Here is a 24952-nt window from a genome sequence, read left to right as displayed (position 1 = left end):
CGCTCCTCGAGGAACTCACCCTGCAAGATTTCCCGCATCCGGAAACCGGGGCAAGAATGACCTTCGCCCTCGTCTAAAGTGCCAACCGGGTTTCCTCCGAGATCAGGAAATCTGAAGTTGTTAGCGGCGGCGCCCTTCCGTAGAAATCTGGCGTCGACGACCTGACGCGGTGGGAAGACCGGTCGGTTTGCTTTGGGTCTTGAATTTCAACCAAGCATCAATAGGCCGTTTTTCCGGTCTGCCGCCAGCAGGGCTCCCGGCGGACGGTTTGCGCAGCAAATCGTCGTCTGGCAAGCGAAGCGCGGCAGGGATGGGCGGCGAGGGATCGGTGAGCGCCGCCGGGTATTGACGCACGGGGTTTGAACGGGATCGGATCTGGGGTCCGGCATGACCGGCGCAGCAGTGGCGTTCGCGGGGCCGATGCGGTAGAAAGCCGAGCGGCCGGTGGAAACGCAGGCGCGACACCGGTACCAACGGCCAAGCCAGAGCCGATGTCGCGCCCCGTAGCCCCCACAGCGGCGACGTTGCCTGCTTGGTATTTCACGAAGCGCAGCTCGCGGTCAGATTCCCATTGGCCGGGACGGCCAATGGATCTCCCTGGAAGACGCTACCACTGCGCCGGTTGCCGCATAGCCTCATTTGCAGCCACTGCGATCGTGGCCAGCGCTACTGCACCACGCGCTGCGCCGACGAGGCACGCCGACAGTCCATCCGTGCCTCGGGTCGCCGCTATCAAGATAGCTCACGCGGCCATCACACCCACGCCGAACGCTGGCGTGTTGGCACCATCGCCAGCCAACTGCATGTGCATCGCGACAGCGTCGCCCGCGTGCTCGCCCAAGCCGGCTTGCCGGTTTGGTATCTTAAACACCGGCCAAGTCCGCGACGAATCAGGTCGTCGGCGAATGCTCGTCGTCCAGGCAGCGAAAGGCGTCGGCCGTGCTGAGAAACACCCGCCCGCTGAGTTGCCGGTTGACCAGATCACTGCGCAGCAGGCGATCCATGACGGGCCCCTTGACCTCGGCCAGATGCAGCTTGATCTGGTCCTTCCCGAGGCTGCGGTTGATCTCGCCGAGCGCGTAGAGGCCGGTGGTGTCGACCAGGCTGACCGCCGACATGACCAGCACCACGTGGCGCGTCGGCAGGCCGTTGGCCGCGCGTACCTTGAGCAACTGGTTGAGGTGGTTGACCACCGCGTCGACGTTGCCAAAAAACAGGTCGGCGTCGACGCGCACGATCAGCACCTCGGGCAGCGTTTCCACCTGGTGTCGTTCGATATTGCGAAAGTGTTCGCTGCCGGGAATCCGGCCGATGACAGCGATGTGCGGCCGACTGGCGCGCCAGATGACCGTCGCCAGCGACAGCACGACGCCGAGGATCACGCCTTGCTCGATGCCGAGCAGCAGCACGCCGGCGGTGGTCGCCAGCAAGGCGCCGGCATCGCTGCGGTCGTAGCGCCAGGCGTCCTTCAGGGTAGTAAAGTCGATCATCCCGAGCACCGCCAGAATGATCGTCGCCGCCAGTGCCGGCAGCGGCAGGAGCGACAGCCAAGTGGTCGGCACCGACAGCGCCAGAACGATCAATCCGGCCGAAATGACGCTGGCCAGGGGCGTGTTGGCGCCGGCGCTGAAATTCACTGCCGACCGCGAGATGCTGCCGGTAACCGCGAAACCGCCGGACAGCGCGGCGGCGACATTGGCCGCGCCGAGTCCGAGCAGCTCATGATTGGTGATGATCCGCTCGCCGCGCCGGTGCGCCAGTGACTGCGCCGCAGCCTGACTCGACAGAAAGATCATGAAGGCAATCAGCAGCGATGGGAAGAGCAAGGGCCGCCAATGCTCGGCTGACACGGCCAGGGCAATGGCCGGCATGCCGGCAGGAATCTCGCCGACCACTTTCACTCCGGCCGGCGCCAGGCCGAACGCCGCGACCGTGGCCGTGGCGACGACCAGCACCGCCACCGGTGCCAGTCTGGACAGCGTGTCCGCCAGTCGCCCGGCCATTCCCAGAGCCGCCAGCCCGCGCACCAGATAACGCTTCGCCAGCCACAGGGCCAGCAGCGAACTCAGACCGATGACGGCGCTGGGGCGATGGATAGAGGCCAGCCCGCCACCGAGCAGCGCCTCGATCTGGCCGCTGGCGATCAACAAGGCGGCGCCGGTGGTAAAGCCGCTCATCACCGGTTGGCTGAGCAGGCTGGCGACGAAGCCGAGCCGGAGCAAGCCGCTCAGGAACAGCATCGCGCCGGCGATCAGCGCCATCTGGCCGGCCAGCAGCACACTTAGCGCCGACCCGGAGGGCGCCAGGGGCGCCAGCGCGGTGCCGATCATCAGCGAGGTGATGGCCATCGGCCCGACCGATTGCACCATGCTGCTGCCGAACAGCGCATAGGCGATCGGCGGCAGGATGCTGGCGTACAAGCCGGTCACCGGTGGCAGGCCGGCAACCATGGCGTAGGCCATGCCCTGCGGAATCAACATCATGGCGACGATGATCCCGGCGCCGATATCGCCGGCCAGCAATTCGCGTCGGTAGTGCTTCAGCCACGCCAGCATCGTTGCCGTCTCCCGGTGGTCAGCTTGCGCGATCGGGCGCAGCGATCATGGTAACGGTTGTGCCCCTGGCGTCCTAGATCTGCGCGGCGTGCGCCGTGCCTGCCGGTGGTCGGTGGGTTGGCGTGGGGGCATCGGCCTGGCGTAGCCCAATGTGATTCTGGAAGCGCGGGGCCGATTTGCGTATGCTGCTCGCCTCGACCTCCCGACCATCCGTCCAACTGACATGAACAACATGGCGCAAGCCCGTATCGACCCGGTCTTCTCCGACCTGCAGCCGGCAGCCGTGTGGGAGCACTTCGCGACGCGCTGCCGTATTCCACGCCAGTCGAAGCGGAGGGGCCGCGGCGCGACCATCTGCGGCAGTGGGCGCTGGCCAGGCGACTGTCGGCGACGGTCGATGCGGTGGGCAACCTGCTGATCCGCAAGGCGGCCAGCGCCGGCATGCAGGACACGCCCGGAGTCGTTCTACAGGCTCACCTCGATATGGTTTGCCAGCAGGATTGGCAGAACGACCGGGGAACAGCGCACGATTCTTCCCGCGACCCGATTCGGCCGCTTCGTCGTGATGGCTGGCTGGTCGCCGACGAGACGACGCTTGGTGCCGACAACGGCGTCGGCGTCGCCCTGATCCTGGCCGTTCTCGAGGATGGGTCGCTGATCCATGGCCCGATCGAAGCCTTGCTGACGGTAGACGAGGAAGCCGGCATGGGTGGCGCGCGCGGACTGCAGCCCGGGCTGCTGCACGGCCGCCTGTTGCTCAATCTGGATACCGAGGAATGGGGCGAGTTTTTCGTGGGTTGCGCAGGCGGACTCGATGTCGATGTGCGCCGGGACAGCGCGCCGGAACGTCTGCCAGCCGCCCTCACGGTCTGGCGGATCGCTCTGCGCGGCTTGCGTGGCGGCCATTCCGGCGTCGACATCCACCTTCAGCGCGGCAACGCCATCAAGCTGCTGGTGCGCGTCCTGCGCGACCTCGAGCGCCGATGCACGCCGCGCCGCACGGCGTTCGGCGCTGGAGCAGGAGCGTCCCCGGCGTCGTCGATACGTCGAACAAGGTGGGCATGGTCGCGCTGACGCCGGACGGCGGCAGCTGCAACTTCATGGTCCGCTCGCTGACCGAGAGTGGCCGCCGTGAGCTGGCCGACGAGATCGTCAGCCTCTTCGCGCTGTCGGGGACGGTCGCCGAGAAAAGTGGCGAGTATCCGGGCTGGGCGCCGAATCCTGTTTCGCCGTTGCTGGCGCTCTGCCAGTCGGCTTACCAGCGGGAGTTTGGCGAGGACTCCCGGGTGCAGGTGATCCATGCCGGCCTCGAATGCGGCCTCATTGCGGCCAGTCACCCTGGTCTCGAGATGCTGTCGTTCGGACCGACGATACGCGGCGCGCACGCGCCTGGCGAGCGCGTCGAGATCGACTCGGTGGGGCATGCCTGGCGTCTGCTGACGGCAATTCTCGCCACCATCGCCGTCGGCGCTGGCGGCGAGCGATCGACCGATTTCAGGGTGAACGGGGTGAAAGCGCTGAAAGCGGTGCCAGGATGAACGCCGACGATCTGCAGCTGCTGGTCACCAGCGGCATGCCCTACGGCAAGTACAAAGGCCGCCTGATCGCCGATTTGCCCGGGAATTACCTGAACTGGTTCGCGCGCCAGGGGTTCCCGCCAGGCAAGCTGGGGAAGCTTCTGGCGCTGATGCACGAGCTCGATCACAACGGCCTGTCGTCGCTCCTGGAGCCGCTGCGGCAGCGATGATCCGGCGGCCGCCAGCAACCACGCTCAGGGCTCGATGCGCGTTCCGAGAACCTGCAGGAACTTCGCCAGCCAGTCCGGGTGGGCGGGCCAGGCGGGCGCGGTGACCAGGTTGCCATCGACGTGCGCCTGGTCGACCGGGATGTCGGCAAACGTGCCGCCGGCCGCCCGGACCTCCGGTCCGCACGCCGGATAGGCGCTGCACGAGCATCCCGAAAGGACCCCGGCAGCGGCCAGCAGTTGTGCTCCGTGACAGATCGCGGCAATCGGCTTGCCAGTGCTGGCGAAGTGCTGAACGATGGCGATCACCTCCGGGTTGAGCCGCAGGTACTCCGGCGCACGGCCGCCGGGGATGACCAGCGCGTCGTAGTCTTCGGCGCGAACTTCGGCGAAATCGGCATTCAGCGTGAAATTGTGGCCGGGCTTTTCGCTGTAGGTCTGGTCGCCCTCGAAATCGTGCACGGCGGTCCGCACCTGCTCGCCGCCATGCTTTCCCGGGCAGACCGCGTGCACGGTGTGGCCGACCATTTGCAGCGCCTGGAAGGGCACCATTGTTTCGTAGTCCTCGGTGAAGTCACCGGTGATCATCAGAATCGTCTTTGCGGCCATGTCGGTCTCCTTGGCGTGGTGGTGAGAGCGGAGCTGCGCCAGTCGTCCGGGCAGGGAAACGCACGGTCGAGCAGGCAACGGCCTTGGCGCCGGCTGGCCAGCAAGCGGCGGAGTCGGCCGATTAGCGTCTATAGTAACAGGGTCGTCAGGCGCGCTTCGTCGGCCAGCGGGGGAACGAGCCTCGCTGCCCGATGTCTCGTTAACTGTTGCGCGTTTCGCCCATCTGTCCGGAGGTCTTCCATGCCGCATTCGCCGTTCAATACCTTGTCCCGCTTCGATCCTCCTGGTAAGGCGGAGGCTCTGTTCTATTCGCTGCCGGCGCTGGCCGCCGCCGAGGTCGGCAATATCGCCCGCCTGCCGGTGTCGCTGCGCATCGTCCTCGAAGCGCTGCTGCGTCATTGTGATGGCCACCGCGTCAGCGAACGGCACATCCTCGAACTGGCGCAGTGGCAGCCACGCGCGCCGCGCAGCGAGGAGATCCCCTTCGTCGTCGCGCGCGTTGTCCTGCAGGATTTCACCGGCGTGCCGCTGCTTTGCGATCTTGCGGCGATGCGCCACGCGGCGCAGGCGCGCGGGCGCGAGGCGAGCAGCATCGAACCGCTGGTGCCGGTGGACCTGGTCGTCGATCATTCGGTGCAGGTCGACTACTACGGCACGCCACAGGCGCTGCAGCAGAACATGCGCAAGGAGTTCGAGCGCAACGGCGAGCGCTACCAGTTCATGAAATGGGGCATGCAGGCTTTCGACACCTTCCGCGTCGTGCCGCCGGGCGTCGGCATCGTCCACCAGGTCAACCTCGAACACCTGTTTGGCGGCGTCCGTCAGCGCGAGACGGACGGCGGGCGGTTGTGCTTTCCCGATACGCTGGTCGGCACCGACTCGCATACGACGATGATCAACGCCGTTGGCGTCGTTGGCTGGGGCGTCGGCGGCATCGAGGCCGAGGCGGCGATGCTCGGTCAGCCGGTCTATTTCCTGACTCCGGACGTGGTTGGCGTCGAGCTCGTCGGGCGCCTGCGCGAGGGCGTCACGGCCACCGACCTGGTGCTGACAGTGACCGAGTTGTTGCGCCGGCAGAAGGTGGTTGGCGCCTTTGTCGAGTATTTCGGCGAGGGTGCGAGCACCCTGACGGTGACCGACCGTGCGACGCTGGCCAACATGGCGCCCGAGTACGGGGCGACGATGGGCTTCTTCCCGGTCGACCAGAAAACCGTCAGTTACCTGCGCACCACCGGCCACAGTGAAGCCGACTGCGAGCTGTTCGAGGCCTACTTCCGAGCGCAGGGACTGTTCGGTATTCCCCGTGCCGGCCAGATCGACTACTCGCGTACCGTCCGTCTCGACCTGAGCAGCATCGTTCCCTCGCTGGCCGGTCCGAAGCGGCCGCAGGACCGCATCGCGCTGCCCGAGATGGCCAGCAAGTTCAATCAACTGTTCAGCGCTGCCGAGGCTGACGACGGCTTCGCCCGACCGGCTGACACGCTGACCCGGCGCTACCCGACCGAGCAAGCCGGCGTCGATCTTGGTCACGGTGATGTGTTGATCGCCGCGATCACCTCGTGCACCAACACCAGCAACCCGGCGGTGATGATCGCCGCCGGCTTGCTGGCCAGGAAAGCGGTCGCCAGAGGGCTGCGCGTGCAGCCGCATATCAAGACCTCGCTGGCTCCCGGGTCGCGGGTGGTGACCGATTACCTGGAGAAAGCCGGCTTGCTGGCGCCGCTCGCCGAGCTTGGCTTCGCGCTCGCGGGCTACGGCTGCACGACCTGCATCGGCAATGCCGGCGACCTCGACCCGGCGTTCAACAAGGCGATTACCGAGAATCAGCTGGTCGCCGCCGCGGTGTTGTCGGGCAACCGCAATTTCGAAGCGCGCATCCATCCCAATCTGCGCGCGAACTACCTGGCGTCGCCGCCGCTGGTGGTCGCCTTCGCCATCGCCGGCCGGGCAAACATCGATCTCAACAGCGAGCCACTGGGCCTGGGCAGCGACGGCCAGCCGGTCTACCTGCGCGAAGTCTGGCCAAGCTCGGACGAAATCGACGCCGCGCTGCCGTTCGCGCTCGACCCGGAAACGTTTCGCCGCCGCTACGCCGATGTCACCGCCGACCAGGACCTGTGGAACGCCATTCAGGCGCGCACCGGCGTGCTCTACGACTGGCCGCCGTCGACCTATATCGCGCGCCCGCCGTTTTTCGATCTGCCGGCGCAGCCTGCGGGCGACATCACCGGAGCGCGCGCACTGCTGCTGCTCGGCGACTCGGTGACCACCGACCACATCTCGCCGGCGGGTTCGTTCGCCGAGACGACGCCGGCGGGCAGTTGGCTCAGGGAGCAGGGCGTACGACGTGCCGACTTCAACTCCTACGGCGCCCGCCGCGGTCATCACGAGGTGATGGTACGCGGCACTTTCGCCAACGTCCGGATCCGCAACCTGATGTTGCCGGCCGATGCGCAGGGGCGCCGACCCGAGGGTGGCTACACGCTGCTCGATGGCCAGCAGACGACCGTTTACGCCGCGGCGATGACCTATCTCGAACGCGGCACGCCGACCATCGTCGTCGCCGGCGAGGAATACGGCACGGGTTCGTCGCGCGACTGGGCGGCCAAGGGCACACGCCTGCTCGGCGTGCGGGCGGTGATCGCGCGCAGCTACGAACGCATCCACCGTGCCAACCTGGTCGGCATGGGTGTGCTGCCGTTGCAGTTCATGGCCGACGACTCGGCGACTTCGCTGGATTTGCGCGGAGACGAAATCTTCGAGATCCGCGGCCTCGGCCCCGACCTGGCGCCGATGCACAACCTGACCCTGGTGATCGAGCGAGCCAATGGCGAACGCGTCGAACGTCCAGTGCTGTGCCGCATCGACACGCCGATCGAGATTCACTACTACTGGTCGGGTGGCATCCTGCCCTATGTGCTGGAGCAGTTGCTCGCTGAAGGCGGGGCGCGTCACTGAGCGCGTGGGCGATGGCCGCCCGGCTGGCCTTGGCCAGCCTCAGGCCTGTGGACCTGGCTCGCCTCCATCTGCGTGGCTTACGCGTACCGCCAGCGGCTGTGATACATCGAGGTGTACGTCGCGTTGCGGGAACGGAATGGTGATCCCGGCGGCGGCCAGACGTTTTTCCATCGCGTAGCGCAGGTCGCTGTCGACCCGGCGTCCCATCAGGTTGGGTCCCAGCTCGACCCAGAAGACCAGCACCAGCAGCAGCGCATTGTCACCGAAGTCCTCGAAAAAGACCTCCGGCTGGGGGTCTTTCAAGACCTGCCCGTGATCGTCGGCACAGCCGGTGATGATCTCGGCCGCCGCGTGCACCGGCGACCCGTAGGCAATGCCGATCCTGATCTCGCGGCGGATGCGAGCGTTCGAATAGGTCCAGTTGACGACCTGGTTTTCGAGGAAGCTGGAGTTGGGAATCAGCGCCTCGACGCCATCGAAGCCGCGCACCGTCGACGCGCGCAGGTCGACCTGCGTGACGTAGCCGGTGACGCCGTTCAGGGCGATGATGTCGCCAACCCGGATTTTGCGCTCGAAGAGGACGATGATGCCGCTGATCACGTTCTTGATGATCGTCTGGGTGCCGAAGCCGACGCCGATCGCCAGGGCGCCGCCCATGAAGGCGAAAACGGTCAGCGGGATTCGCGCCAGATTGAGAATGAAGACGACCAGCACCACCGCCAGGGCAATCATCGCCCAGCGACGAATGACGCTGGCGATCTGCTCTTCGACCCCGAAGCGTTCGACCATCAGCCGCTGCAGTCGCGCCGAGAGCACCGAGAACAGCCAGTAGCCGAAAACGAACAGGAATATCGCGCCAATGCTCTTGCCGACGGTAACCCCGTAGGTAATGGTCACCGTCTTGCCGTCGACCACCGTCGAATCCTCGACGGCAAAGATCTCGAAGTCCCAGAGCCGCTTGAGCGCTTGCGCCACCTGCAGCGCGCCGAGTTTCCAGTTGTCTACCCTGCCGGTCTCCGGGTCGAATCCGAAATCGGTTAGCCAGCGCTTGAGCTGACTATCCAGCCGGCTGCCGGCGAATTCCACGCGCTGGTAAGCCTGCACGCGCTTCTTGAGAGTCTCCAGAATCGCCGACTCCCGAGCCTTGCTGTCGGCATCGAGCACGGCCTCGTCCAGCCGCTGCTCCTGTTGCCGGACATCGAGGCGCGCCGCTTCCTGCAGTTCACGGAACAGGTCCTTGCGGCTGGAGATGTCGCGCCTGGTCTGGCGAAGCGCCGTAATCACCGCCTGCCGGGTCGCTGTGTCGTCGGAGCTGAAAGCCACGAAGCGCTGCCCCCACGAGTCGCCGGCAACCTGGATCATTCCTTGCAGCCAGGTCAGCGTCATCAGCGTCAGGCGATCCGTTTCCATTTGTTCGTCAAGCAGCCGCAGGCGCTGTGCCCTGGCGCCGTTCGGGTCAGCGTCCTGCGGGAGTGCTGCCAGTCGTGCGCGCTCTGCGGCGCGTCGGCTGTTGTCGGCGACCATCCGATCGATTTCGCCGCTCACTTTGGCCAGCGTGCCGCGCAACCTGGCCTGCTGCTGCTCGAAGTCGTCCTTGCTGAGTCGTTGCGCGGGCAGCGCCCGGGCCAGCAGATCGTCCATTTCGGCGCTGAGTGGCTGCAGCTTCTTTTGTTTCAGATGGACGATGTCGAGCCCGAGGACGATCGTGCTCAGTTCCGCCTCGGTCTGTTGCCGGCGCAGCTCGGCGAGTTCGCGGCTGCGGCGGTTCTTGTCGATCTCGTCGCGCCCGCCGGCTCGCGCCAGGCGGTCTTCGGCCAGGCGGACGGCCTCGTCGGCCAGCCGTCGCGAAGCGACCAGCCCGGCCTGCTGGTCGACCAGCGCCCGTTCCGCCGCGGCCAGGCTTTTCAGTTGCGCCTTCAGGGAATCGTTCTCGTCGCGCAGCGCATCTGCACGCAAGGCAGAGTACGGCGGCGGGCCGGCCAACTCGGTCATCAGCACCTTCTGGTTTGCCGTTTCGAGGTCGGTGTCTTGCAGCATTGCCAGTTCATCAAGCAGTTTCAGACGCTCGCCGTAGAGCATCACCAGACGTTCGAGCAGCCGCTGGCGCGCTGTCGTTTGCAGGTCTTCCGGATCCCTGCCCGCGCTCTTGAGCCGTTCTTCGTCCTGTTGGCGGCGTGCTTCGGCGAGCAGCGCTTCCGCCTGGGCGCGCGGGTCCGTGGCTTCTCCGCTGGCGGCGACCTTGGTGGCCGGCGGCTTGAGCGCTTCGGATAACTGTTTGGGTAGCTGCGCGTCAGCGAGCGGTGAGAAGGCGATCACGATCAGCGCGAGGAACACCTGCCGGAGGATCATCGAAGCAGACTCCCGACGGCGTGCCGGCTCGACGCGCTCTGGTGCCTGCCTCGAGTCGTCGCGAAAACCCGGCCAGATCCGGTCGGCAGCGGCAGGATCGGCAGCGCACGGTGGCAAAGGCAGGCGGAGAGGCGCGGATGGGTCCACATGAGTTTCCTTCAGGCGAGGGCGACAGTATCGAACCTGATCCGCAAGACGTCTACAGCGGGGGTGCCAGCCCCCTGTGACGAGCGTGCGGAACAGTTCTGCCGATTTCAAGCGCATGTGCGTGGCAATAGCGTAGAAAAGACGCTTGTCTTCCTTCGCTTGCCGACCCGGACCAACCGCGTGGTTATTTCGTAGAGGATTTTCATGGTTGCCAGGCCCCTTTCTCCCAGGGCTGCCAAGCGAGCCGCTGCCAAGCTGGTCGATGACCTGGGTCGAACCGATCGTAGACGGCTGGAGGATCTGCTCGGCTTGCTCGCCGACGATGGCCGGATCTCACTTGCCGACGCGCTGCAGGCCTTGTTTCCGGATCAGGCGAGGGAAGCCGCGCTGACCGCTTTCCGCCAGTTCAGGAGCCGACTCCGGGAGATCGTGGCGGAACTCGGCGTCAGGTTTTCGCTGGAGGCGGACAGCCAGACCCGGGCAGCGCCCGAGGAGCGCTGGTGCTGGTTCGAGGGCGACGACGGCGCGGTCGAGACGGCGACCCGGCTGGCGATGGAGGAAACGGGCAATGTCGAGCGGAGCGGCCTGTCGGCGATCGAGTTGACCGAGACGCGCGACGGCAAGCCGCTGATCCGCTATTTCGTTTCCTACGCGCACCAGGACAAGTCCGAGTCGGAAAAGCTTCTGCGGCAATTACAGAACCAGCTCGACATTGCCAAGGACTATGCCTTCGAGGCCTGGACCGATCGCAACATCCTTCCGGGGGAGGGGTGGCACGAGGAGATCCAGGGCGCCATTGCTCGTTGTCAGTTCGGCCTGCTACTGGTCTCGACTGCTTTTCTCGGCAGAAAGCACATCACAGCGCACGAGCTGCCGTCATTTGTTGCTGGAGAGCCGGGCACCCCTGACCCAGGCAAGCGAGCGATCCCGGTGGCGTTGAAACGCGTTCTGCTCGATGGCAAGATGGACCTCAAGGGTCTCGAGCGACGCCAGATTTTCCACGACAACGGCGGCCGGGCCTTTTCCGAGCGGACCACAGGCAAGACGCGCGATGATTTCGCCCGCGAGCTCTTTGAGAAGATCCTGGCCGTGGTGGCCGGTCGCTTTACGCTACCGCCGACCCCCACGGCTGCACGCTCCCTGTCACCCCGCGAGCGCGCGGAGAGCGCGCAGCGGCGCTACATCGACGAGGCCGTCGACTGGAGTTGCCATGTGCCGACGCAGGGATTCGCCAGCGCCATGCACAAGCTGGAAAGCGAGCCGGAAAAACCCGCCGCCGAAGTACAGCGCGCCGATGCCCTGGCTTTCCTCGACGACTGGGTCGGCAATCCGCAGGCGCAGCCGTACTGCGCGCTGCTCGGCGAACTGGGCATGGGCAAGACCACCACCTGCATGGCTTTCGCCCGCTCGCTGCTCGAGCGGCGCAAGCACGACCCGGCGGCGCCACTGCCGATCTACCTTGACCTGCGCCACCTTGGCGATCGCGCCAAAGGCGAGCCGGAGCTCAAGCAAATCCTCGAAAGCGTGCTCGTCAAGAGCTGGCGAGGCGGCCACGGCGAGCCAGACCTGACGGCTGACGAGGCGATCCGGCTGGTGCAGAGCGAAGGCGCGGTGGCGATCTTCGACGGCCTCGACGAGGTGCTGGTGCACCTGTCGGCTGCCGGCGGGCAGCGTTTCGTCCGCGAGGTCTTCAGGCTGCTGCCGCCTGTTACGCGGGCCGGGAAGGCTCAGGGGGGCGCAAATCCGGCGGTCAGGCCGGGCCGGCTGCTGATGGCGTGCCGTACGCACTTCTTCCGCACGCTGCGCGAGCAGAAGAATTTCTTCACGGCCGAGGACCGGGACGGCGTCCGCGCCGAGGACTACCGGGCTTTCGTCCTCCTGCCGTTCAGCGAGGAACAGATCCGCAGCTACCTCGCCCAGACGTTGCCGGATCAGGACCCCGGACGGGTTCTGGATCTGATTCGTGCGGTACACAACCTTTCCGAGATGGCAGAGCGGCCGTACACCTTGAGCCTGATCTCTCGCCATATCCCCCAGATCGAGCGCTGGAAACTCGAAGGCCGCCGCGTTACCGGCGTCATGCTCTATCGGCATATGATGCTGTCGTGGCTGGAGCGCGACGACGGCAAACATCAAATCCTGCCAGATCACAAGCGCCGCCTGATGGAGTACCTGGCGGCTGAACTATGGCGGGCCGGGCGGCGGGTGTGGTCGGTGGGTGAACTCGAACAGTGGCTGATCGACTTCCTGGCTCGTCGTCCCGACATCGCAGCGCACTACGAAGGCAAGGACCGGGAACTGCTCAAGGAGGATCTGCGCACCGCGACCTTCCTGGTGCGTGAGGGTGAAGACAGCTTTCGCTTTGCGCATACGTCGCTGCAGGAATTTTTCCTCGCCGGTTACCTGCTGGAAGCCTTGCTTCAAGGCACACCGGAATCCTGGGCTTTGCCGATGCCCAGCCCGGAAACTCTCGATTTCCTCGGCCAGTTGCTGGTCGAGGATGCGTCGGTGGCCGACAAGGCATTGGCGACCCTGCGCGAACTGCGCGATACGCGGCGGCCGCAAGCCAGTGAGCTGGCGTTCTCGTACGCGCTGCTCGCACTGCGCAAGGGCTATCCAGCGCCGTCCACCGTCGGTTTTCGTCTTGACGGGGCTGATTTGCGGGACTGGGAGATTGGCGGGCGCGAAAGCGAGCCGCGGGTGAATCTGCGCGGCGCGTGCCTGCGCGGTGCACGGCTGTCCGGCGCGGTGTTGTCCTGCCTCGATCTGGAAGGTGCCGATTTCAGTGGGGCCGACCTCTCCAGGGCGGTTTGGCTTTCGATCAGGGCTCCCGGAGTGAGCCTCGCCGGGACGCAACTGGCTGGCGCAGTTTTCCGCGAGTGCAATCTAACGCAGGCCGATTTCACCGCTAGCCGCTTGCACCGCACGAAGTTTCTTTTCTGTCATCTGCGCGCGGCAATGGGATTGACCGCCGAGCCTCCGGCGGCATTCCATGTGACATGTGAACCGGCCGACCCTGGCCTTGCTCCGGATCGCGCTGACAGCGTGCTGGCGACCCTCGATGGTCACCCGCAAAGCGCAAGCGCCTGCGCGTGGTCGCCCGACGGGAGTCGCCTGGCGTCGGCGTCGTGGGACGGGACGCTGCGGCTGTGGGACGTGGCGAGCGGCGAATCGCTGCTGGTGCTGCGCGGCCATCAAGGGGGGGTGGCGGCGTGCGCGTGGTCGCCCGACGGGAGTCGCCTGGCGTCGGCGTCGTGGGACGGGACGCTGCGGCTGTGGGACGTGGCGAGCGGCGAATCGCTGCTGGTGCTGCGCGGCCATGAGGAGTGGGTGACGGCGTGCGCGTGGTCGCCCGACGGGAGCCGCCTGGCGTCGGCGTCGAGAGACGGGACGCTGCGGCTGTGGGACGTGGCGAGCGGCGAATCGCTGCAGGTGCTGCGCGGGCATAAAGGGGGGGTGACGGCGTGCGCCTGGTCGCCCGACGGGAGCCGCCTGGCGTCGGCGTCGTGGGACGGGACGCTGCGGCTGTGGGACGCGGCGAGCGGCGAATCGCTGCAGGTGCTGCGCGGCCATGAAGAGGGGGTGATGGCCTGCGCGTGGTCGCCCGACGGAAGTCGCCTGGCGTCGGCTTCGTGGGACCGGACGCTGCGGCTGTGGGACGTGGCGAGCGGCGAATCGCTGCAGGTGTTGCGCGGCCGTAATGGGGGGGTGACGGCGTGCGCCTGGTCGCCCGACGGGAGTCGCCTGGCGTCGGCGTCGTCGGACGGGACGCTGCGGCTGTGGGACGTGGCGAGCGGCGAATCGCTGCAGGTGCTGCGCGGCCATGAAGGGGACATGACGGCGTGCGCGTGGTCGCCCGACGGGAGCCGCCTGGCGTCGGCGTCGAGAGACGGGACGCTGCGGCTGTGGGACGCGGCGAGCGGCGAGTCGCTGCAGGTGCTGCGCGGCCATAATGGGGGGGTGATGGCCTGCGCGTGGTCGCCCGACGGAAGTCGCCTGGCGTCGGTGTCGTGGGACGGGACGCTGCGGCTGTGGGACGTGGCGAGCGGCGAATCGCTGCAGGTGTTGCGCGGCCATAATGGGGGGGTGACGGCGTGCGCCTGGTCGCCCGACGGGAGTCGCCTGGCGTCGGCGTCGTCAGACGGGACGCTGCGGCTGTGGGACGCGGCGAGCGGCGAGTCGCTGCTGGTGCTGCACGGCCATGAAGAGTGGGTGGCGGCGTGCGCGTGGTCGCCCGACGGAAGTCGTCTGGCGTCGTCGTCGTGGGACGGGACGCTGCGGCTGTGGGACGCGGCGAGCGGCGAATCGCTGCAGGTGTTGCGCGGCCGTAATGGGGGGGTGACGGCGTGCGCCTGGTCGCCCGAAGGGAGTCGCCTGGCGTCGGCGTCGTCGGACGGGACGCTGCGGCTGTGGGACGCGGCGAGCGGCGAATCGCTGCTGGTGCTGCGCGGCCATGAAGAGGGGGTGATGGCCTGCGCGTGGTCGCCCGACGGAAGTCGCCTGGCGTCGACGTCGTGGGACGGGACGCTGCGGCTGTGGGACGTGGCGAGCGGCGAGTCGCTGCAGGTGCTGCGCGGCCATAATGGGGGGGTGACGGCGTGCGCGTGGTCGCCCGACGGGAGTCGCCTGGCGTCGGCGTCGTGGGACGGGACGCTGCGGCTGTGGGATGTGGCGAGCGGCGAGTCGCTGCTGGTGCTGCACGGCCATGAAGAGTGGGTGGCGGAGTGCGCCTGGTCGCCCGACGGAAGTCGTCTGGCGTCGGCGTCGTCGGACGGGACGCTGCGGCTGTGGGAGGCGGCGACAGGCGCACCGCTTGGCCTGCAAATTCGCTTCTTCAACACCGGTGCCTGGGCGTCGCTCGATCTGGAGCATAACCGCATCATCGAAGTTCACGGCGACGCCTGGCGCTGGCTCGGCTGGCGAGTTCGTGATCAGGAGACCGGCCAGTGGGAAGTCTGGCCGGCGGAGATCTTCGGCGCGCTGCCGAGCAAGCAGGTGTTGATCTGACTGCCAAGGCTGGACCGCCATGCCGCTGCGCTCCTCGCAGTAACGGGCGGAGGGGGCGTGCGGCTGTCCGGGGCTTGGTCGGATGATCAACGCCTGCATCCTCCGCATTCGGATCCCGACGATTTCTGTCGGCTACTTGCGCGCCAGTCGTGCCACTTGCCCTGGAAGCGGCTAGACTCGGCCCACCCGTTCCGGAGCGTTCGCATGACCACCGCCGTCGACTCGCTGCCCGAAGAAAGCCACGATCTGGAAGTGATTTCGCTGGTCGGTTTCGCGCATGGCGTTTCGCATTTCTTCCACCTGCTGCTGCCGCCGCTGTTTCCGTGGCTGATGCACGATTTCGGGCTGAGCTTTACGGGCATCGGCGCGACGATGACCCTCTTCTTTGTCGTTTCGGCAATCGGCCAGGCGCTGGCCGGTTTCCTGGTCGATCGTTTCGGTGCGGCACGGGTGCTCGGCGGCGGCATCGCCTGCTTCCTGGTCGCCGCGCTGCTGCTCTCGGTGGTCGATGGCCCTCTCGGGCTGACACTGGTTGCCGGGCTGGCCGGGCTGGGCAACAGCGTTTTCCACCCGGCCGATTTCACGGTGCTCAACCGCCACGTTTCGCAGCCCCGGCTGGGGCACGCCTTTTCGATTCATGGTTTGTCAGGCAACCTCGGCTGGGCGCTGGCGCCGGTGTTCATGACCGGGATTGCGGCCACCGCCGGCTGGCGGGTCGCTGCTTTGGCCGCCGCCGGAATTGCCGCACTGGCGTTGGTGCTGGTGGTCTGGCGCCGGCGCACGCTTGCCGACCCGCCGGGCAGCCTGACGGCCGCCGGCCCGGCTGGCGCGCCCGCTGTGAGCGCGATCCCGCCGTTCGCTTTCCTGCGCACGCCGGCGGTGTGGATGTGCTTTCTGTTCTTCCTGCTGGTCACTACGGCGTTCGGCGGCATCCAGAACTTCGCGACGCCGATCCTGCAGAACCTGCACGGCCTGTCGCTGTCGGCCGGGGCGAGCGCGCTGTCGGCGTACCTGGTCGGCGGCGCCGGCGGCATCCTTACCGGCGGCTTCCTGGCGCAGAAGGGTGACCAGGAACGATTGATCGCCGGCGCGCTCGGCGCTGCAGCGCTGCTCACCGTCGCGCTGGCGCTGCTGCCGCTGCCGCAATGGAGCGTGCTGCCGCTGATGGTCGGCATTGGCTACTGCACAGGCATCGCCGGTCCGTCGCGCGACCTGCTGGTGCGCCGGGCGGCGACCTCGCGTTTCGGGCAGGCGGCCTACGGTCGGGTCTACGGCTTCGTCTACTCCGGCCTCGACACCGGGCTGGCGCTGGCGCCGCTGGTCTTCGGCGGCTTGATGGACGGCGGGCACTTGGCCGCGGTGCTGGTCGGGATCGCCGCCTTGTGGAGCCTGTCGATCCTGACCGCGCTAGGCGTTGCTGGCGCCACCCGGCAGGTGGCCGCCTGACCGCTTGCCGGGTGCGGGCCGGCCGGTGGTTTGCGCGGCTTCCCAGTACGGGCGGTCGCCGATGCGCCCGGCGAGATAGTCGACCAGCATCCGCACCCGCTGCGGGACGTAGCGATTGCCCGGGAGCAGGGCGTAGATGCCGAGTTCGGGCATCGGGTAAGCGCGCAGGATCGGTCGCACCGATCCGGCCTCGATTGCCGCGGCGGTGATGAACGTCGGCTGCACGGAAATGCCGAGTCCGCGAATCGTCGCTTCGAGCAGCGCGTCGCCGTTGTTCGCGCGCAGGCGGCCACGCACCGGGAAATTCTCCATCACGCCGTCGACCAGGAACGGCCAGCCCTGCTGATGGACCGGCAGGTAGAGCAGACACTCGTGCTCGAGCAGTTCGCGCGGGTGGGCGGGTTCGCCGTGGCGACGCAGGTAGTCGGGTGAGGCGGTGGCCAGCAAGCCGCTGGTGCCGATCCGGCGGGCGACGTCGAGCGGGTCGAGGCGCGCGCTGATCCGGATCGACAGGTCCAGTCCTTCCTCGACCAGGTTGACGCGCCGGTCGGTGAAGTCGATCTCGGTGCCGACTTCGGGATAGGTGACGTTGAAGTCGAGCAGCAGCGGCAGCAGGTGGCGCAGCCCGAAACTGAGCGGTACGCTGAGGCGGATCAGGCCGCGCGGGTCCTGGCGTTCGCCGGTGAGGTCGGTCTCGGCCGCTTCGACCAGCTTGAGGATTTCGCGACAGCGCTCGAGATAGGCGCTGCCGGCCGAGGTGAGGCTCAGGCGGCGGGTGCTGCGGGCGATCAGCTTGACGCCGAGCTGTGCTTCGAGCGCGGCGATCTGGCGGGTGATCACCGAGCGGGCAACATCCATCTGCCGGGCCACCGCGGCAAAGCTGCCGAGTTCCGCGACCCGGATGAAGATGCGCATGCTGTCAAGCCTGTCCATGCCCTGGCCCTGTTGCTTATATGGCAACGATCAATTGCAGATTGTGCTCTATTTTATCGTCAATAGGTCGGCTACAGTTCGTCCATCGCCAGGAACAAGCCTCGCGAAGCCATCAAGGAGAACAGCATGATCCTCGTCACCGGAGCAAACGGCCACCTCGGACGCGGCATTGTCGACCAGCTCGTCGCCCGTAGTGGCCGCGTCGCCGGCATCGCCGCCAGCGTACGCGATCCGCGCAGGGCCGCCGATCTCGCTGAACGCGGCATCGCCGTCCGCCAGGGCAACTTCGACCAGCCGGAAACGCTGGCTGCCGCTTTTGCCGGCGTCGACACGCTGATTCTGGTGTCGACCGACGGCCCGAAGGAGGTCCGCATCGCCCAGCACCGGAATGCCATCGCCGCCGCACGGGCGGCTGGTGTCAGACATGTCCTGTACACCAGCTTGATCGACGTCGCCGCCGATTCGCCCGCCGATTTCGCCGCCGTCCATCGGGCGACCGAGGCGGATCTGGCAGCCAGCGGCCTTCAATTCACGGCGCTGCGCAACCCGCTCTATGCCGACTTCCTGCCGATGACCGTCGGCGCAGGACGTGCAACAGGCGTCTTCCAGCTGCCTGCCGGAAGCGGTCGCGCCAGCTTCGTCAGCCGCGCCGAACTTGCCGAAGCGACTGCGGCGGCGGCGCTGGCGCCGGCGCTGGCACGCAGCGTCTACGAATTGACTGGCCAGGCGACGCACGACTACCACGAGGTGGCCGCCGCGGTCGCCAGAGTCAGTGGCCAGCCGGTGCGCTACCAGGCGGTCAGCGAGGACGCCTACGCCGACGCGCTCGAAGCGTCCGGCGTGCCGGGCTGGTTGGCGCGCTCGCTGGCCAACATGTACTCGGCGGTGGCGGCCGGCAAGTTCGACCGGGTGAGCAATGACTTTGCCACCCTCGTCGGGCATCCACCGCGGCCGCTGGCGTGCCTGGCGCAGGAACTCTTCGGCGCCCGCTGAACTCGGACAGGAAATGCACATGATCAACAGCTCATTCCCCTCGCTTTTTGCCGGCCACGGCGCACCGACGATGGTCCTCGACCCCGGTCCGGCTGGCGCCGCTCTGGCCCGCGTTGCGGCCGACCTGCCCAGGCCGCGGGCGATCCTGGTGGTCAGCGCGCATTGGCAGAGCGAAGCGCCGACCGTCGGCGTCGCGCCCGACTTCGAGACGATTCACGACTTCAGCGGCTTTCCGGCGGCGCTCTACCGCGTTCGCTATCCCGCACGGTCGGACCCCGGCGTCGCCGAGGAGGCTCGCCGCTTGCTTGGCGAGGACGGATTCGACGTCCGGGTCGACTGCAGCCGTGGTCTGGATCACGGTGCCTGGACCCCCTTGCGCCTGATGTACCCGGCGGCCGATATTCCGGTGGTGCCGGTGTCCTTGCTCAGCGGCGTCGGTCCCGAGCCGCATTTCCGGCTTGGCCGTGCGCTCGCGCCGCTGCTTGCCGACGGCGTACTGCTGCTGGCTTCGGGCAATCTCACCCACAACCTGGCGGACTTCCGCGGCGCGCCCGTGGCCGGCGGCGAAACGCCTGCCTACGTCAGCGAGTTCGCCGAGTGGATGTGGCGGCACCTGGCCATTGGCGACCAGCGCTCCTTGCTGGGCTATCGGCAGCAAGCGCCGCACGCAGCCCGTGCCCACCCCAGCGAGGAACATCTGCTGCCGCTGTACGTCGCTCTCGGTGCCGCCGGTGCCGGTTGCCGGCCAGAACGCCTCTACGCCGGCATCGATTCGGGCGTTCTGGCGATGGACAGCTTCGCTTTCTGGCCTGCCACCAGCGAGCACGCGCAGGACCACCAGTCGCAGTCCGTCCGTTGATCCTGGTCTTGGTCGCAAGGAGAACCCAATGCCCGCAACCCGCTACACCCACCCGGCAATCGCGCTGCACTGGCTGATGGCCGTGCTGCTGACCGGCTTGTTCGGCCTCGGCCTCTACATGAGCGAAATGGCGCTGTCGCCAGAGAAGCTGAAGCTCTATTCCTGGCACAAGTGGGCCGGTGTCAGCGCTTTCCTGCTGGTTCTGCTGCGCATCGCCTGGCGTGCCGGTCACCCGCCGCCGGCGCTGCCGGCGGCGATGCCGCGCTGGCAGCAGGCCGCCTCACATGCCCTGCACCATTTGCTCTACCTGTCGATGGTCGCCATTCCGCTCTCCGGCTGGCTGATGAGTTCGGCGAAGGGCTTCCAGACCGTCTATTTCGGCGTCTTGCCCTTGCCTGATCTGCTGGCCAAGGACAAGGCACTCGGCGAACTACTCGAGACCGTGCACGCGACTCTCAACTACACCCTGGCCGTCCTCGTCGTCGCGCATGTCGCCGCGGCTCTCAAGCATCATCTGCTGGACCGCGACGACGTCTTGTCGAGGATGCTGCCCTGGGCGCAGCGAAGTCGCTGAACCCGGTGCCCGAATGGAGAAAACCGTGAACGCCCTGCGCCTCGCCCAGGCGCTGCTGGTATTGGCCTGCGGTTCCGCGCAGGCGGTCGAGTTTACGCATTTCCAGGCCGACCAGAGTACGCTGCAGTTTGTTTCCAGGCAGATGGGCGTCCCGGTTGACGGCCGCTTCAGGAAATTCGCCGCGACGCTGGCTTTCGATCCGGCGCGGCCGGCAGCCGCCAAGGCCAGGCTCGAACTCGATCTGGCCAGTGTCGATGCGGGCTCGCCGGACGCTGACGGCGAGGTTGTTGGCAAGTCCTGGTTCGACGTCAAGTCCTTTCCGACGGCGGTGTTCGTTTCGTCGTCGATCCGCCCACTCGGTGACAACAGGTTCGAACTGGCCGGAAAGCTGACGATCAAGGGCAGGACGCGGGAAGTCAGCGCCCCCTTCACTTTCCGCCGGGCCGGTGGCAACGGTGTTTTCGACGGTGCCTTTGTCCTCAGGCGGCTCGATTTCGCGATCGGTGATGGCGTGTGGTCCGACCTCGGCGCGGTCGCCAACGAAGTGCAGATCAAGTTCCACATCGTTGCTGGGCCCGCTGCCGGCAGCCGATAAGCAGTAACCCGCAGGCGTCAGTATTTTTCACGCAAGCCCAACTCATGGAGCCAACGCATGCAGAAGCAAATCGCCCTGATCTCCCTGGCCGGCGTTTTCGCCGGGCCGGTGTTTGCCGCGCCGGAGACCTATGCGGTCGACCCGACGCACACCTACCCGCGCTTCGAGTACAGCCACTTCGGCTTCTCCAACCAGGTGCAGCGCTTCAACAAGACGTCGGGCACGATCACTCTCGACCGTGCGGCGAAGACCGGATCGGTAAACATCACCATCGACGCCAGGTCGGTCGATACCGGTTATCCGCTGTTCAACGAGCACATCCAGGCCGAAGACCTGCTCGATACCGCCAGGTACCCGACGATTACCTACAAGTCGAGCGCGGTCCGATTCGACGGCGACAAGCCGGTAGCGATTGATGGCAAGCTGACGATCAAGGGGATCACCAGGCCGGTGACCCTGACCGTCACTTCGTTTCAGGCGATGCCGCACCCGATTGTCAAGAAGGACGCGATTGGCGCCAACGCTGTCGCCAGAATCAAGCGGTCCGAGTACAACGCCGGCAAACACGCGCCACAGGTCAGCGACGAGGTGACCCTGAACATCGCCGTCGAAGCGGTAAAGCAGTAGACTGCCGAGCAAGCGGGCAACGCAGTCCGCAGGCTCCACCCGCCCAAAGCCGGATCATCACCCTCGGTGAGCCGCAACAAACTGGAGACAAGCATGGGTGAAAACGGCCCCAACATCGCCCAGAAATCCCCCTACGCCGTCGCCGTCGAAGCCGGCACCAGCTATTGGTGGTGCGCCTGTGGCAACAGCAAGAACCAGCCTTTCTGCGACGGCAGTCACAAGGGCGGCGCCTTTACCCCCCGCGAGTTCAAGGCCGAGCAGTCGACAACGCTCTATTTCTGCGGCTGCAAGCACAGCGCCAACGCGCCGCTGTGTGACGGCACTCACAAGAAACTGTAGGGACAAGCCCGTCAGTCCAGTCAACCCGGCAGCCTCTGCCTCAATCCGCCAAGGAGACCCCATGCCAGCCCTGCCCGCCGAAGCGCTCGATCAGCTTTTTGTCGAGGCGCGAACCCACAATGGCTTCGCCCCGGAAGCGATCCCGGAGGCGACGCTGCGCCGCCTCCACAGCCTGATGAAATGGGGCCCAACGTCGATGAATTGCCAGCCGGCGCGACTGGTCTTCGTGATCAGCGCGGAAGGCAAGAACAAGCTTGCACCGGCGCTGTCGCCCGGTAACCTCGACAAGACCCTGGTCGCCCCGGCGACGGTCATCATCGCTACCGATACACGCTTCTACGAACACCTGCCGACGATGTTTCCGGCCTACGACGCGAGGCCGATGTTTGCCGGCAACCCCGAACTGGCTGCCAGCACCGCTTTTCGCAACGGCACCCTGCAGGGCGCCTACCTGATTCTGGCCGCCCGCGCCCTCGGCCTTGACTGTGGTCCGATGTCCGGCTTCGACGGCGACAAACTCAACGCCGCGTTCTTCCCCGATGGGCGCTACCAGGCCAACTTTCTCTGCAACCTCGGCGTCGGCGATCCATCAGCCCTGCATCCGCGTGGTCCGCGGTTGAGCTTCGAGGAAGCCTGCGAGATCGCGTAACGGGCAGGGCGGCTCGAGCGACCGGCTGTACCGCTGTAGCCAATCACTCTCTACCGAGACGGTAGGCAAAGGCGGCATCGGTAGTTCCTGGCGGCCGGCCTGGAGGGCGGCGGTGAGGTAATCGCAAGCGGACGCCTTCCGTATCGATGATGCTGCTGAGCAAAGCAAAGGCTCGGGTTCCTTGCTCGCCGCGGGTACCGAAGCTCAGGTGACGGGCAATGACCCAGTGGCGCAACAGACGCTCGGCCGCATTGTTGGTGAGCGGCAGGCTGAGGTCGAGCAGCGGGCGGATGATCGCTTCCCAGTCGTTGAGCATTTCCCGGGAGAGTTCGGCGAGTTTGGCGAAGTTCCTCCGGCTGTTTAGCCCCCTCGTGCGAACGCTTTTTTCCCCACCTACCCCCAGGCTTTGAGAGTACAGCGCTGGCGCACTCATGCGTCAGGGCTGTGGCAGCCGCGGCACCCGGCCGCGACGACTTCGGTCGCTGTGAACTTGGGGCGGCGCCGCCATCAACAGGGTAAAATTGCCCCCTGCCATCCACCGGAAATTGACCAGCGCTCATGCCGTATCTGATTCTCGCCGACGCTTCGCTCGCTTTTGGCCATGTGCCGCTCCTCGATCACGCCGACTTCCAACTCGACCCCGGCGAACGCGTCGCGCTGATCGGCCGTAACGGCACCGGCAAGTCCTCGCTGCTGAGCGCGCTGGCGGGCTGCGGCGGGCTTGACGACGGCAGCGTCTGGCGACAGCCCGGACTGCGCATTGGTTATGTGCCGCAGGAGCCGCCTTTCGACCCGGCGCTGAGCGTCTTTGCTGCGGTCGTTGCCGGCATGGGCGACTTGTCCGCCTTGCTCGCCGAGTACCACGAGGTGTCGCATGCCCTGGGTGAGACCGACGCCGATCACGAAGTGCTCCTGGAACGGATGCAGGAGCTGCAGAGCGAACTTGAATCGCGGCACGCGTGGTCGTTCGAGGCGCAGGCCGAACGCGTCATCCAGCGCTTCTCGCTCGACGCCGACGCGCTGGTCGGCACGCTTTCCGGCGGCCAGAAGAAGCGTCTGGCGCTGGCGCAGGCACTGGCCGTCTCGCCGGACCTGCTGCTGCTCGACGAGCCGACCAACCACCTCGATATCGGCGCCATCGAATGGCTGGAGGAAATGCTGGTGACGTCGAACGTGACGCTGGCGTTCATCACCCACGACCGGCGCTTTCTCGAGCGCGTCGCGACGCGGATCGTCGAACTCGACCGTGGCCGCTTGCTGTCGTGTCCCGGCAGCTTCGGCGAATACCAGTCGCGCAAGGAGGCGATGCTGCACGACGAGGAGGCGAACAATGCCCGCTCCGACAAGTTTCTGGCTCAGGAAGAAGTGTGGATCAGGCAGGGGATCAAGGCCCGCCGGACGCGCAACGAAGGCCGCGTCTTGCGCCTTGAACAACTGCGCCGGGACCGTGCCGCAAGGCGCGAACGGCAGGGCAAGGTCGATCTGGCGCTCGACGCCGGCGTCAAGAGCGGCAAGCTGGTGGCCGCGCTCGAACACGTCAGCAAGAGCTTCGGCGACAAGAGCGTGGTGCGCGACTTTTCGTGCCGCCTGCAGCGTGGCGACAAGATCGGCGTGATCGGTCCGAACGGCGCTGGCAAAACGACGCTGCTGCGTCTGATTCTCGGTGAGTTGCAGCCAGACGCCGGCAAGGTGTATCTCGGGACCAAGGTGCAGGTCGCGTATTTCGACCAGTTCCGCAGCCAGCTCGATGACGATGCGACGCTGATCGACGTCATCTCACCGGGTTCGGACTTTGTCGAAATCGGCAACCAGAGAAAGCACGTGATCAGCTATCTGGGCGATTTCCTCTTTGCGCCGCAGCGCGCGCGTTCGCTGGTCGGTTCGCTGTCCGGCGGCGAGCGCAATCGCTTGTTGCTGGCCCGCCTGTTCGCCCGCCCGGCGAACGTGCTGGTGCTCGACGAGCCGACCAACGACCTCGACATCGAGACGCTCGAACTGCTCGAGGAGTTGCTGCAGGAATACCGCGGCACGCTGTTCCTGGTCAGCCACGACCGGGCCTTCATCGACAACGTCGTCACCCAGACCATCGCTGCCGAAGAGGACGGGGTGTGGCGCGAGTACGCTGGCGGCTATCAGGATTGGGCGGACTATCAGGCGGGTCGACGCAAGGACGAGGCGCAGGCGGCGGGCAACGCCAGACGCGGCGATCTGCGCCCGGCCGAGACGGCGAAGCCCGCCAGCCAGAAGTCGGCAGGCAGCGGCAAGCGGTCCTGGAAGGAGGCGCGCGAACTGGAGGAGTTGCCCCAGCGGATCAGCGCCCTCGAGGCCGAGCAGAAGAAGATCGGTGCACGCCTGGCCGACCCCGCCTTGTACCAGTCGCAAGCGCACGAAGCACAACGACTGTCTACGCGCCTGAGCGAAATTGACGAGCAGCTGCTCGTCCTGCTGGAGCGCTGGGAAGCGCTCGAGGGCTAGAGCTGCCCTGTAGCGCTGCTTGTTTCGCTAGCCGGCCCTCGTCGCACGGGGACCAAGGCCTTCGCGGATCGGTCTGCGCCGAGGTATTTCTTG

17 protein-coding genes and 1 pseudogene are annotated in these 24952 nt (G+C 66.6%); 13 read left to right on the top strand and 5 right to left on the bottom strand.

Features of this window, described 5'->3' with window-relative positions; translation table 11 throughout:
- Positions 1-890: 890 nt before the first annotated feature.
- Positions 891-2555, bottom strand: a complete 1665-nt coding sequence (gene sulP / locus Q1L50_RS12225; protein WP_300339146.1) for a sulfate permease — start codon at positions 2553-2555, stop codon at positions 891-893.
- A 232-nt stretch (positions 2556-2787) separates the two neighbouring features.
- Here sulP and Q1L50_RS12220 point away from each other — a divergent pair.
- A pseudogene (locus tag Q1L50_RS12220) lies at positions 2788-4093 on the top strand (M20/M25/M40 family metallo-hydrolase).
- On the top strand, positions 4090-4302 hold the full coding sequence (locus tag Q1L50_RS12215) for a DUF3820 family protein (protein WP_300339144.1): 213 nt from the start codon (positions 4090-4092) through the stop codon (positions 4300-4302). The pseudogene Q1L50_RS12220 and the gene Q1L50_RS12215 overlap by 4 nt, the downstream one beginning before the upstream one ends.
- Positions 4303-4326: 24 nt before the next feature.
- Here the strand turns inward: Q1L50_RS12215 and Q1L50_RS12210 are convergent, their stop codons facing one another.
- Positions 4327-4908, bottom strand: coding sequence for a DJ-1/PfpI family protein (locus Q1L50_RS12210; RefSeq protein WP_300339142.1), 582 nt, complete (start codon positions 4906-4908; stop codon positions 4327-4329).
- Between the two features lie 240 nt (positions 4909-5148).
- Between Q1L50_RS12210 and acnA the strand changes: the two genes are divergently transcribed.
- Positions 5149-7866 carry an aconitate hydratase AcnA gene (gene acnA / locus Q1L50_RS12205; protein ID WP_300339141.1) on the top strand — a complete coding sequence of 906 codons (2718 nt, stop codon included), beginning with the start codon at positions 5149-5151 and terminating at the stop codon, positions 7864-7866.
- A 39-nt stretch (positions 7867-7905) separates the two neighbouring features.
- Here the strand turns inward: acnA and Q1L50_RS12200 are convergent, their stop codons facing one another.
- Complete coding sequence (locus Q1L50_RS12200) at positions 7906-10215, bottom strand: mechanosensitive ion channel domain-containing protein (protein WP_300339139.1); 2310 nt, start codon at positions 10213-10215, stop codon at positions 7906-7908.
- Positions 10216-10566: 351 nt separating this feature from the next.
- On the opposite strand from Q1L50_RS12200, the gene Q1L50_RS12195 reads away from it, so the two are divergent.
- Both Q1L50_RS12195 and Q1L50_RS12190 read left to right on the top strand, forming a co-directional pair.
- Positions 10567-15369, top strand: coding sequence for a pentapeptide repeat-containing protein (locus tag Q1L50_RS12195; protein ID WP_300339138.1), 4803 nt, complete (start codon positions 10567-10569; stop codon positions 15367-15369).
- Positions 15370-15573: 204 nt separating this feature from the next.
- Positions 15574-16815 carry an MFS transporter gene (locus tag Q1L50_RS12190; protein ID WP_300339136.1) on the top strand — a complete coding sequence of 414 codons (1242 nt, stop codon included), beginning with the start codon at positions 15574-15576 and terminating at the stop codon, positions 16813-16815.
- Here the strand turns inward: Q1L50_RS12190 and Q1L50_RS12185 are convergent.
- On the bottom strand, positions 16777-17748 hold the full coding sequence (locus tag Q1L50_RS12185) for a LysR family transcriptional regulator (protein ID WP_300339134.1): 972 nt from the start codon (positions 17746-17748) through the stop codon (positions 16777-16779). The genes Q1L50_RS12190 and Q1L50_RS12185 overlap by 39 nt on opposite strands.
- 126 nt (positions 17749-17874) lie before the next feature.
- Between Q1L50_RS12185 and Q1L50_RS12180 the strand changes: the two genes are divergently transcribed.
- The 7 genes from Q1L50_RS12180 (at position 17875) to Q1L50_RS12150 (ending at position 22384) form a co-directional block, all read left to right on the top strand.
- Entirely contained in the window at positions 17875-18741 is an 867-nt protein-coding gene (locus Q1L50_RS12180; protein WP_300339132.1) for an SDR family oxidoreductase, read from the top strand.
- Positions 18742-18760: 19 nt separating this feature from the next.
- Positions 18761-19600, top strand: coding sequence for a class III extradiol ring-cleavage dioxygenase (locus tag Q1L50_RS12175; RefSeq protein WP_300339130.1), 840 nt, complete (start codon positions 18761-18763; stop codon positions 19598-19600).
- Between the two features lie 28 nt (positions 19601-19628).
- Positions 19629-20174, top strand: coding sequence for a cytochrome b (locus Q1L50_RS12170; protein WP_300339128.1), 546 nt, complete (start codon positions 19629-19631; stop codon positions 20172-20174).
- A gap of 25 nt (positions 20175-20199) precedes the next feature.
- A complete protein-coding gene (locus Q1L50_RS12165) occupies positions 20200-20769 on the top strand; it encodes a YceI family protein (protein WP_366145233.1) in 570 nt (189 codons plus the stop codon).
- A 57-nt stretch (positions 20770-20826) separates the two neighbouring features.
- Positions 20827-21396, top strand: coding sequence for a YceI family protein (locus Q1L50_RS12160; RefSeq protein ID WP_300339124.1), 570 nt, complete (start codon positions 20827-20829; stop codon positions 21394-21396).
- 93 nt (positions 21397-21489) lie between these two features.
- Complete coding sequence (locus Q1L50_RS12155) at positions 21490-21735, top strand: CDGSH iron-sulfur domain-containing protein (RefSeq protein WP_300339122.1); 246 nt, start codon at positions 21490-21492, stop codon at positions 21733-21735.
- 61 nt (positions 21736-21796) lie between these two features.
- Positions 21797-22384: a malonic semialdehyde reductase gene (locus Q1L50_RS12150; RefSeq protein ID WP_300339120.1), complete on the top strand. Its 588-nt coding sequence runs from the start codon at positions 21797-21799 to the stop codon at positions 22382-22384.
- A gap of 43 nt (positions 22385-22427) precedes the next feature.
- On the opposite strand, the gene Q1L50_RS12145 is transcribed toward Q1L50_RS12150, so the two are convergent.
- Positions 22428-22817 carry a transposase gene (locus tag Q1L50_RS12145; RefSeq protein WP_300339119.1) on the bottom strand — a complete coding sequence of 130 codons (390 nt, stop codon included), beginning with the start codon at positions 22815-22817 and terminating at the stop codon, positions 22428-22430.
- Positions 22818-22942: 125 nt separating this feature from the next.
- On the opposite strand from Q1L50_RS12145, the gene Q1L50_RS12140 reads away from it, so the two are divergent.
- Positions 22943-24859, top strand: a complete 1917-nt coding sequence (locus tag Q1L50_RS12140) for an ATP-binding cassette domain-containing protein (RefSeq protein WP_300339117.1) — start codon at positions 22943-22945, stop codon at positions 24857-24859.
- The last annotated feature ends 93 nt before the right edge of the window (positions 24860-24952 follow it).

Source organism: Accumulibacter sp. (assembly GCF_029255145.1).
Taxonomy (GTDB): Bacteria; Pseudomonadota; Gammaproteobacteria; order Burkholderiales; family Rhodocyclaceae; genus Accumulibacter.
This window is presented reverse-complemented; position numbering and strand designations above follow the sequence as displayed.

What these genes read in the sequence shown, in the direction of transcription:
- Q1L50_RS12170 (WP_300339128.1), top strand. Translation starts at nt 19,629, where the DNA reads ATGCCCGCAACCCGCTACACCCACCCGGCAATCGCGCTGCACTGGCTG.
- Q1L50_RS12160 (WP_300339124.1), top strand. Translation starts at nt 20,827, where the DNA reads ATGCAGAAGCAAATCGCCCTGATCTCCCTGGCCGGCGTTTTCGCCGGG.
- Q1L50_RS12145 (WP_300339119.1), bottom strand. Translation starts at nt 22,817, where the DNA reads ATGAGTGCGCCAGCGCTGTACTCTCAAAGCCTGGGGGTAGGTGGGGAA.
- Q1L50_RS12200 (WP_300339139.1), bottom strand. Translation starts at nt 10,215, where the DNA reads ATGATCCTCCGGCAGGTGTTCCTCGCGCTGATCGTGATCGCCTTCTCA.
- Q1L50_RS12215 (WP_300339144.1), top strand. Translation starts at nt 4,090, where the DNA reads ATGAACGCCGACGATCTGCAGCTGCTGGTCACCAGCGGCATGCCCTAC.
- Q1L50_RS12175 (WP_300339130.1), top strand. Translation starts at nt 18,761, where the DNA reads ATGATCAACAGCTCATTCCCCTCGCTTTTTGCCGGCCACGGCGCACCG.
- acnA (WP_300339141.1), top strand. Translation starts at nt 5,149, where the DNA reads ATGCCGCATTCGCCGTTCAATACCTTGTCCCGCTTCGATCCTCCTGGT.
- Q1L50_RS12185 (WP_300339134.1), bottom strand. Translation starts at nt 17,748, where the DNA reads ATGGACAGGCTTGACAGCATGCGCATCTTCATCCGGGTCGCGGAACTC.
- Q1L50_RS12195 (WP_300339138.1), top strand. Translation starts at nt 10,567, where the DNA reads ATGGTTGCCAGGCCCCTTTCTCCCAGGGCTGCCAAGCGAGCCGCTGCC.
- Q1L50_RS12180 (WP_300339132.1), top strand. Translation starts at nt 17,875, where the DNA reads ATGATCCTCGTCACCGGAGCAAACGGCCACCTCGGACGCGGCATTGTC.
- Q1L50_RS12150 (WP_300339120.1), top strand. Translation starts at nt 21,797, where the DNA reads ATGCCAGCCCTGCCCGCCGAAGCGCTCGATCAGCTTTTTGTCGAGGCG.
- Q1L50_RS12190 (WP_300339136.1), top strand. Translation starts at nt 15,574, where the DNA reads ATGACCACCGCCGTCGACTCGCTGCCCGAAGAAAGCCACGATCTGGAA.
- Q1L50_RS12140 (WP_300339117.1), top strand. Translation starts at nt 22,943, where the DNA reads ATGCCGTATCTGATTCTCGCCGACGCTTCGCTCGCTTTTGGCCATGTG.
- Q1L50_RS12210 (WP_300339142.1), bottom strand. Translation starts at nt 4,908, where the DNA reads ATGGCCGCAAAGACGATTCTGATGATCACCGGTGACTTCACCGAGGAC.
- sulP (WP_300339146.1), bottom strand. Translation starts at nt 2,555, where the DNA reads ATGCTGGCGTGGCTGAAGCACTACCGACGCGAATTGCTGGCCGGCGAT.
- Q1L50_RS12155 (WP_300339122.1), top strand. Translation starts at nt 21,490, where the DNA reads ATGGGTGAAAACGGCCCCAACATCGCCCAGAAATCCCCCTACGCCGTC.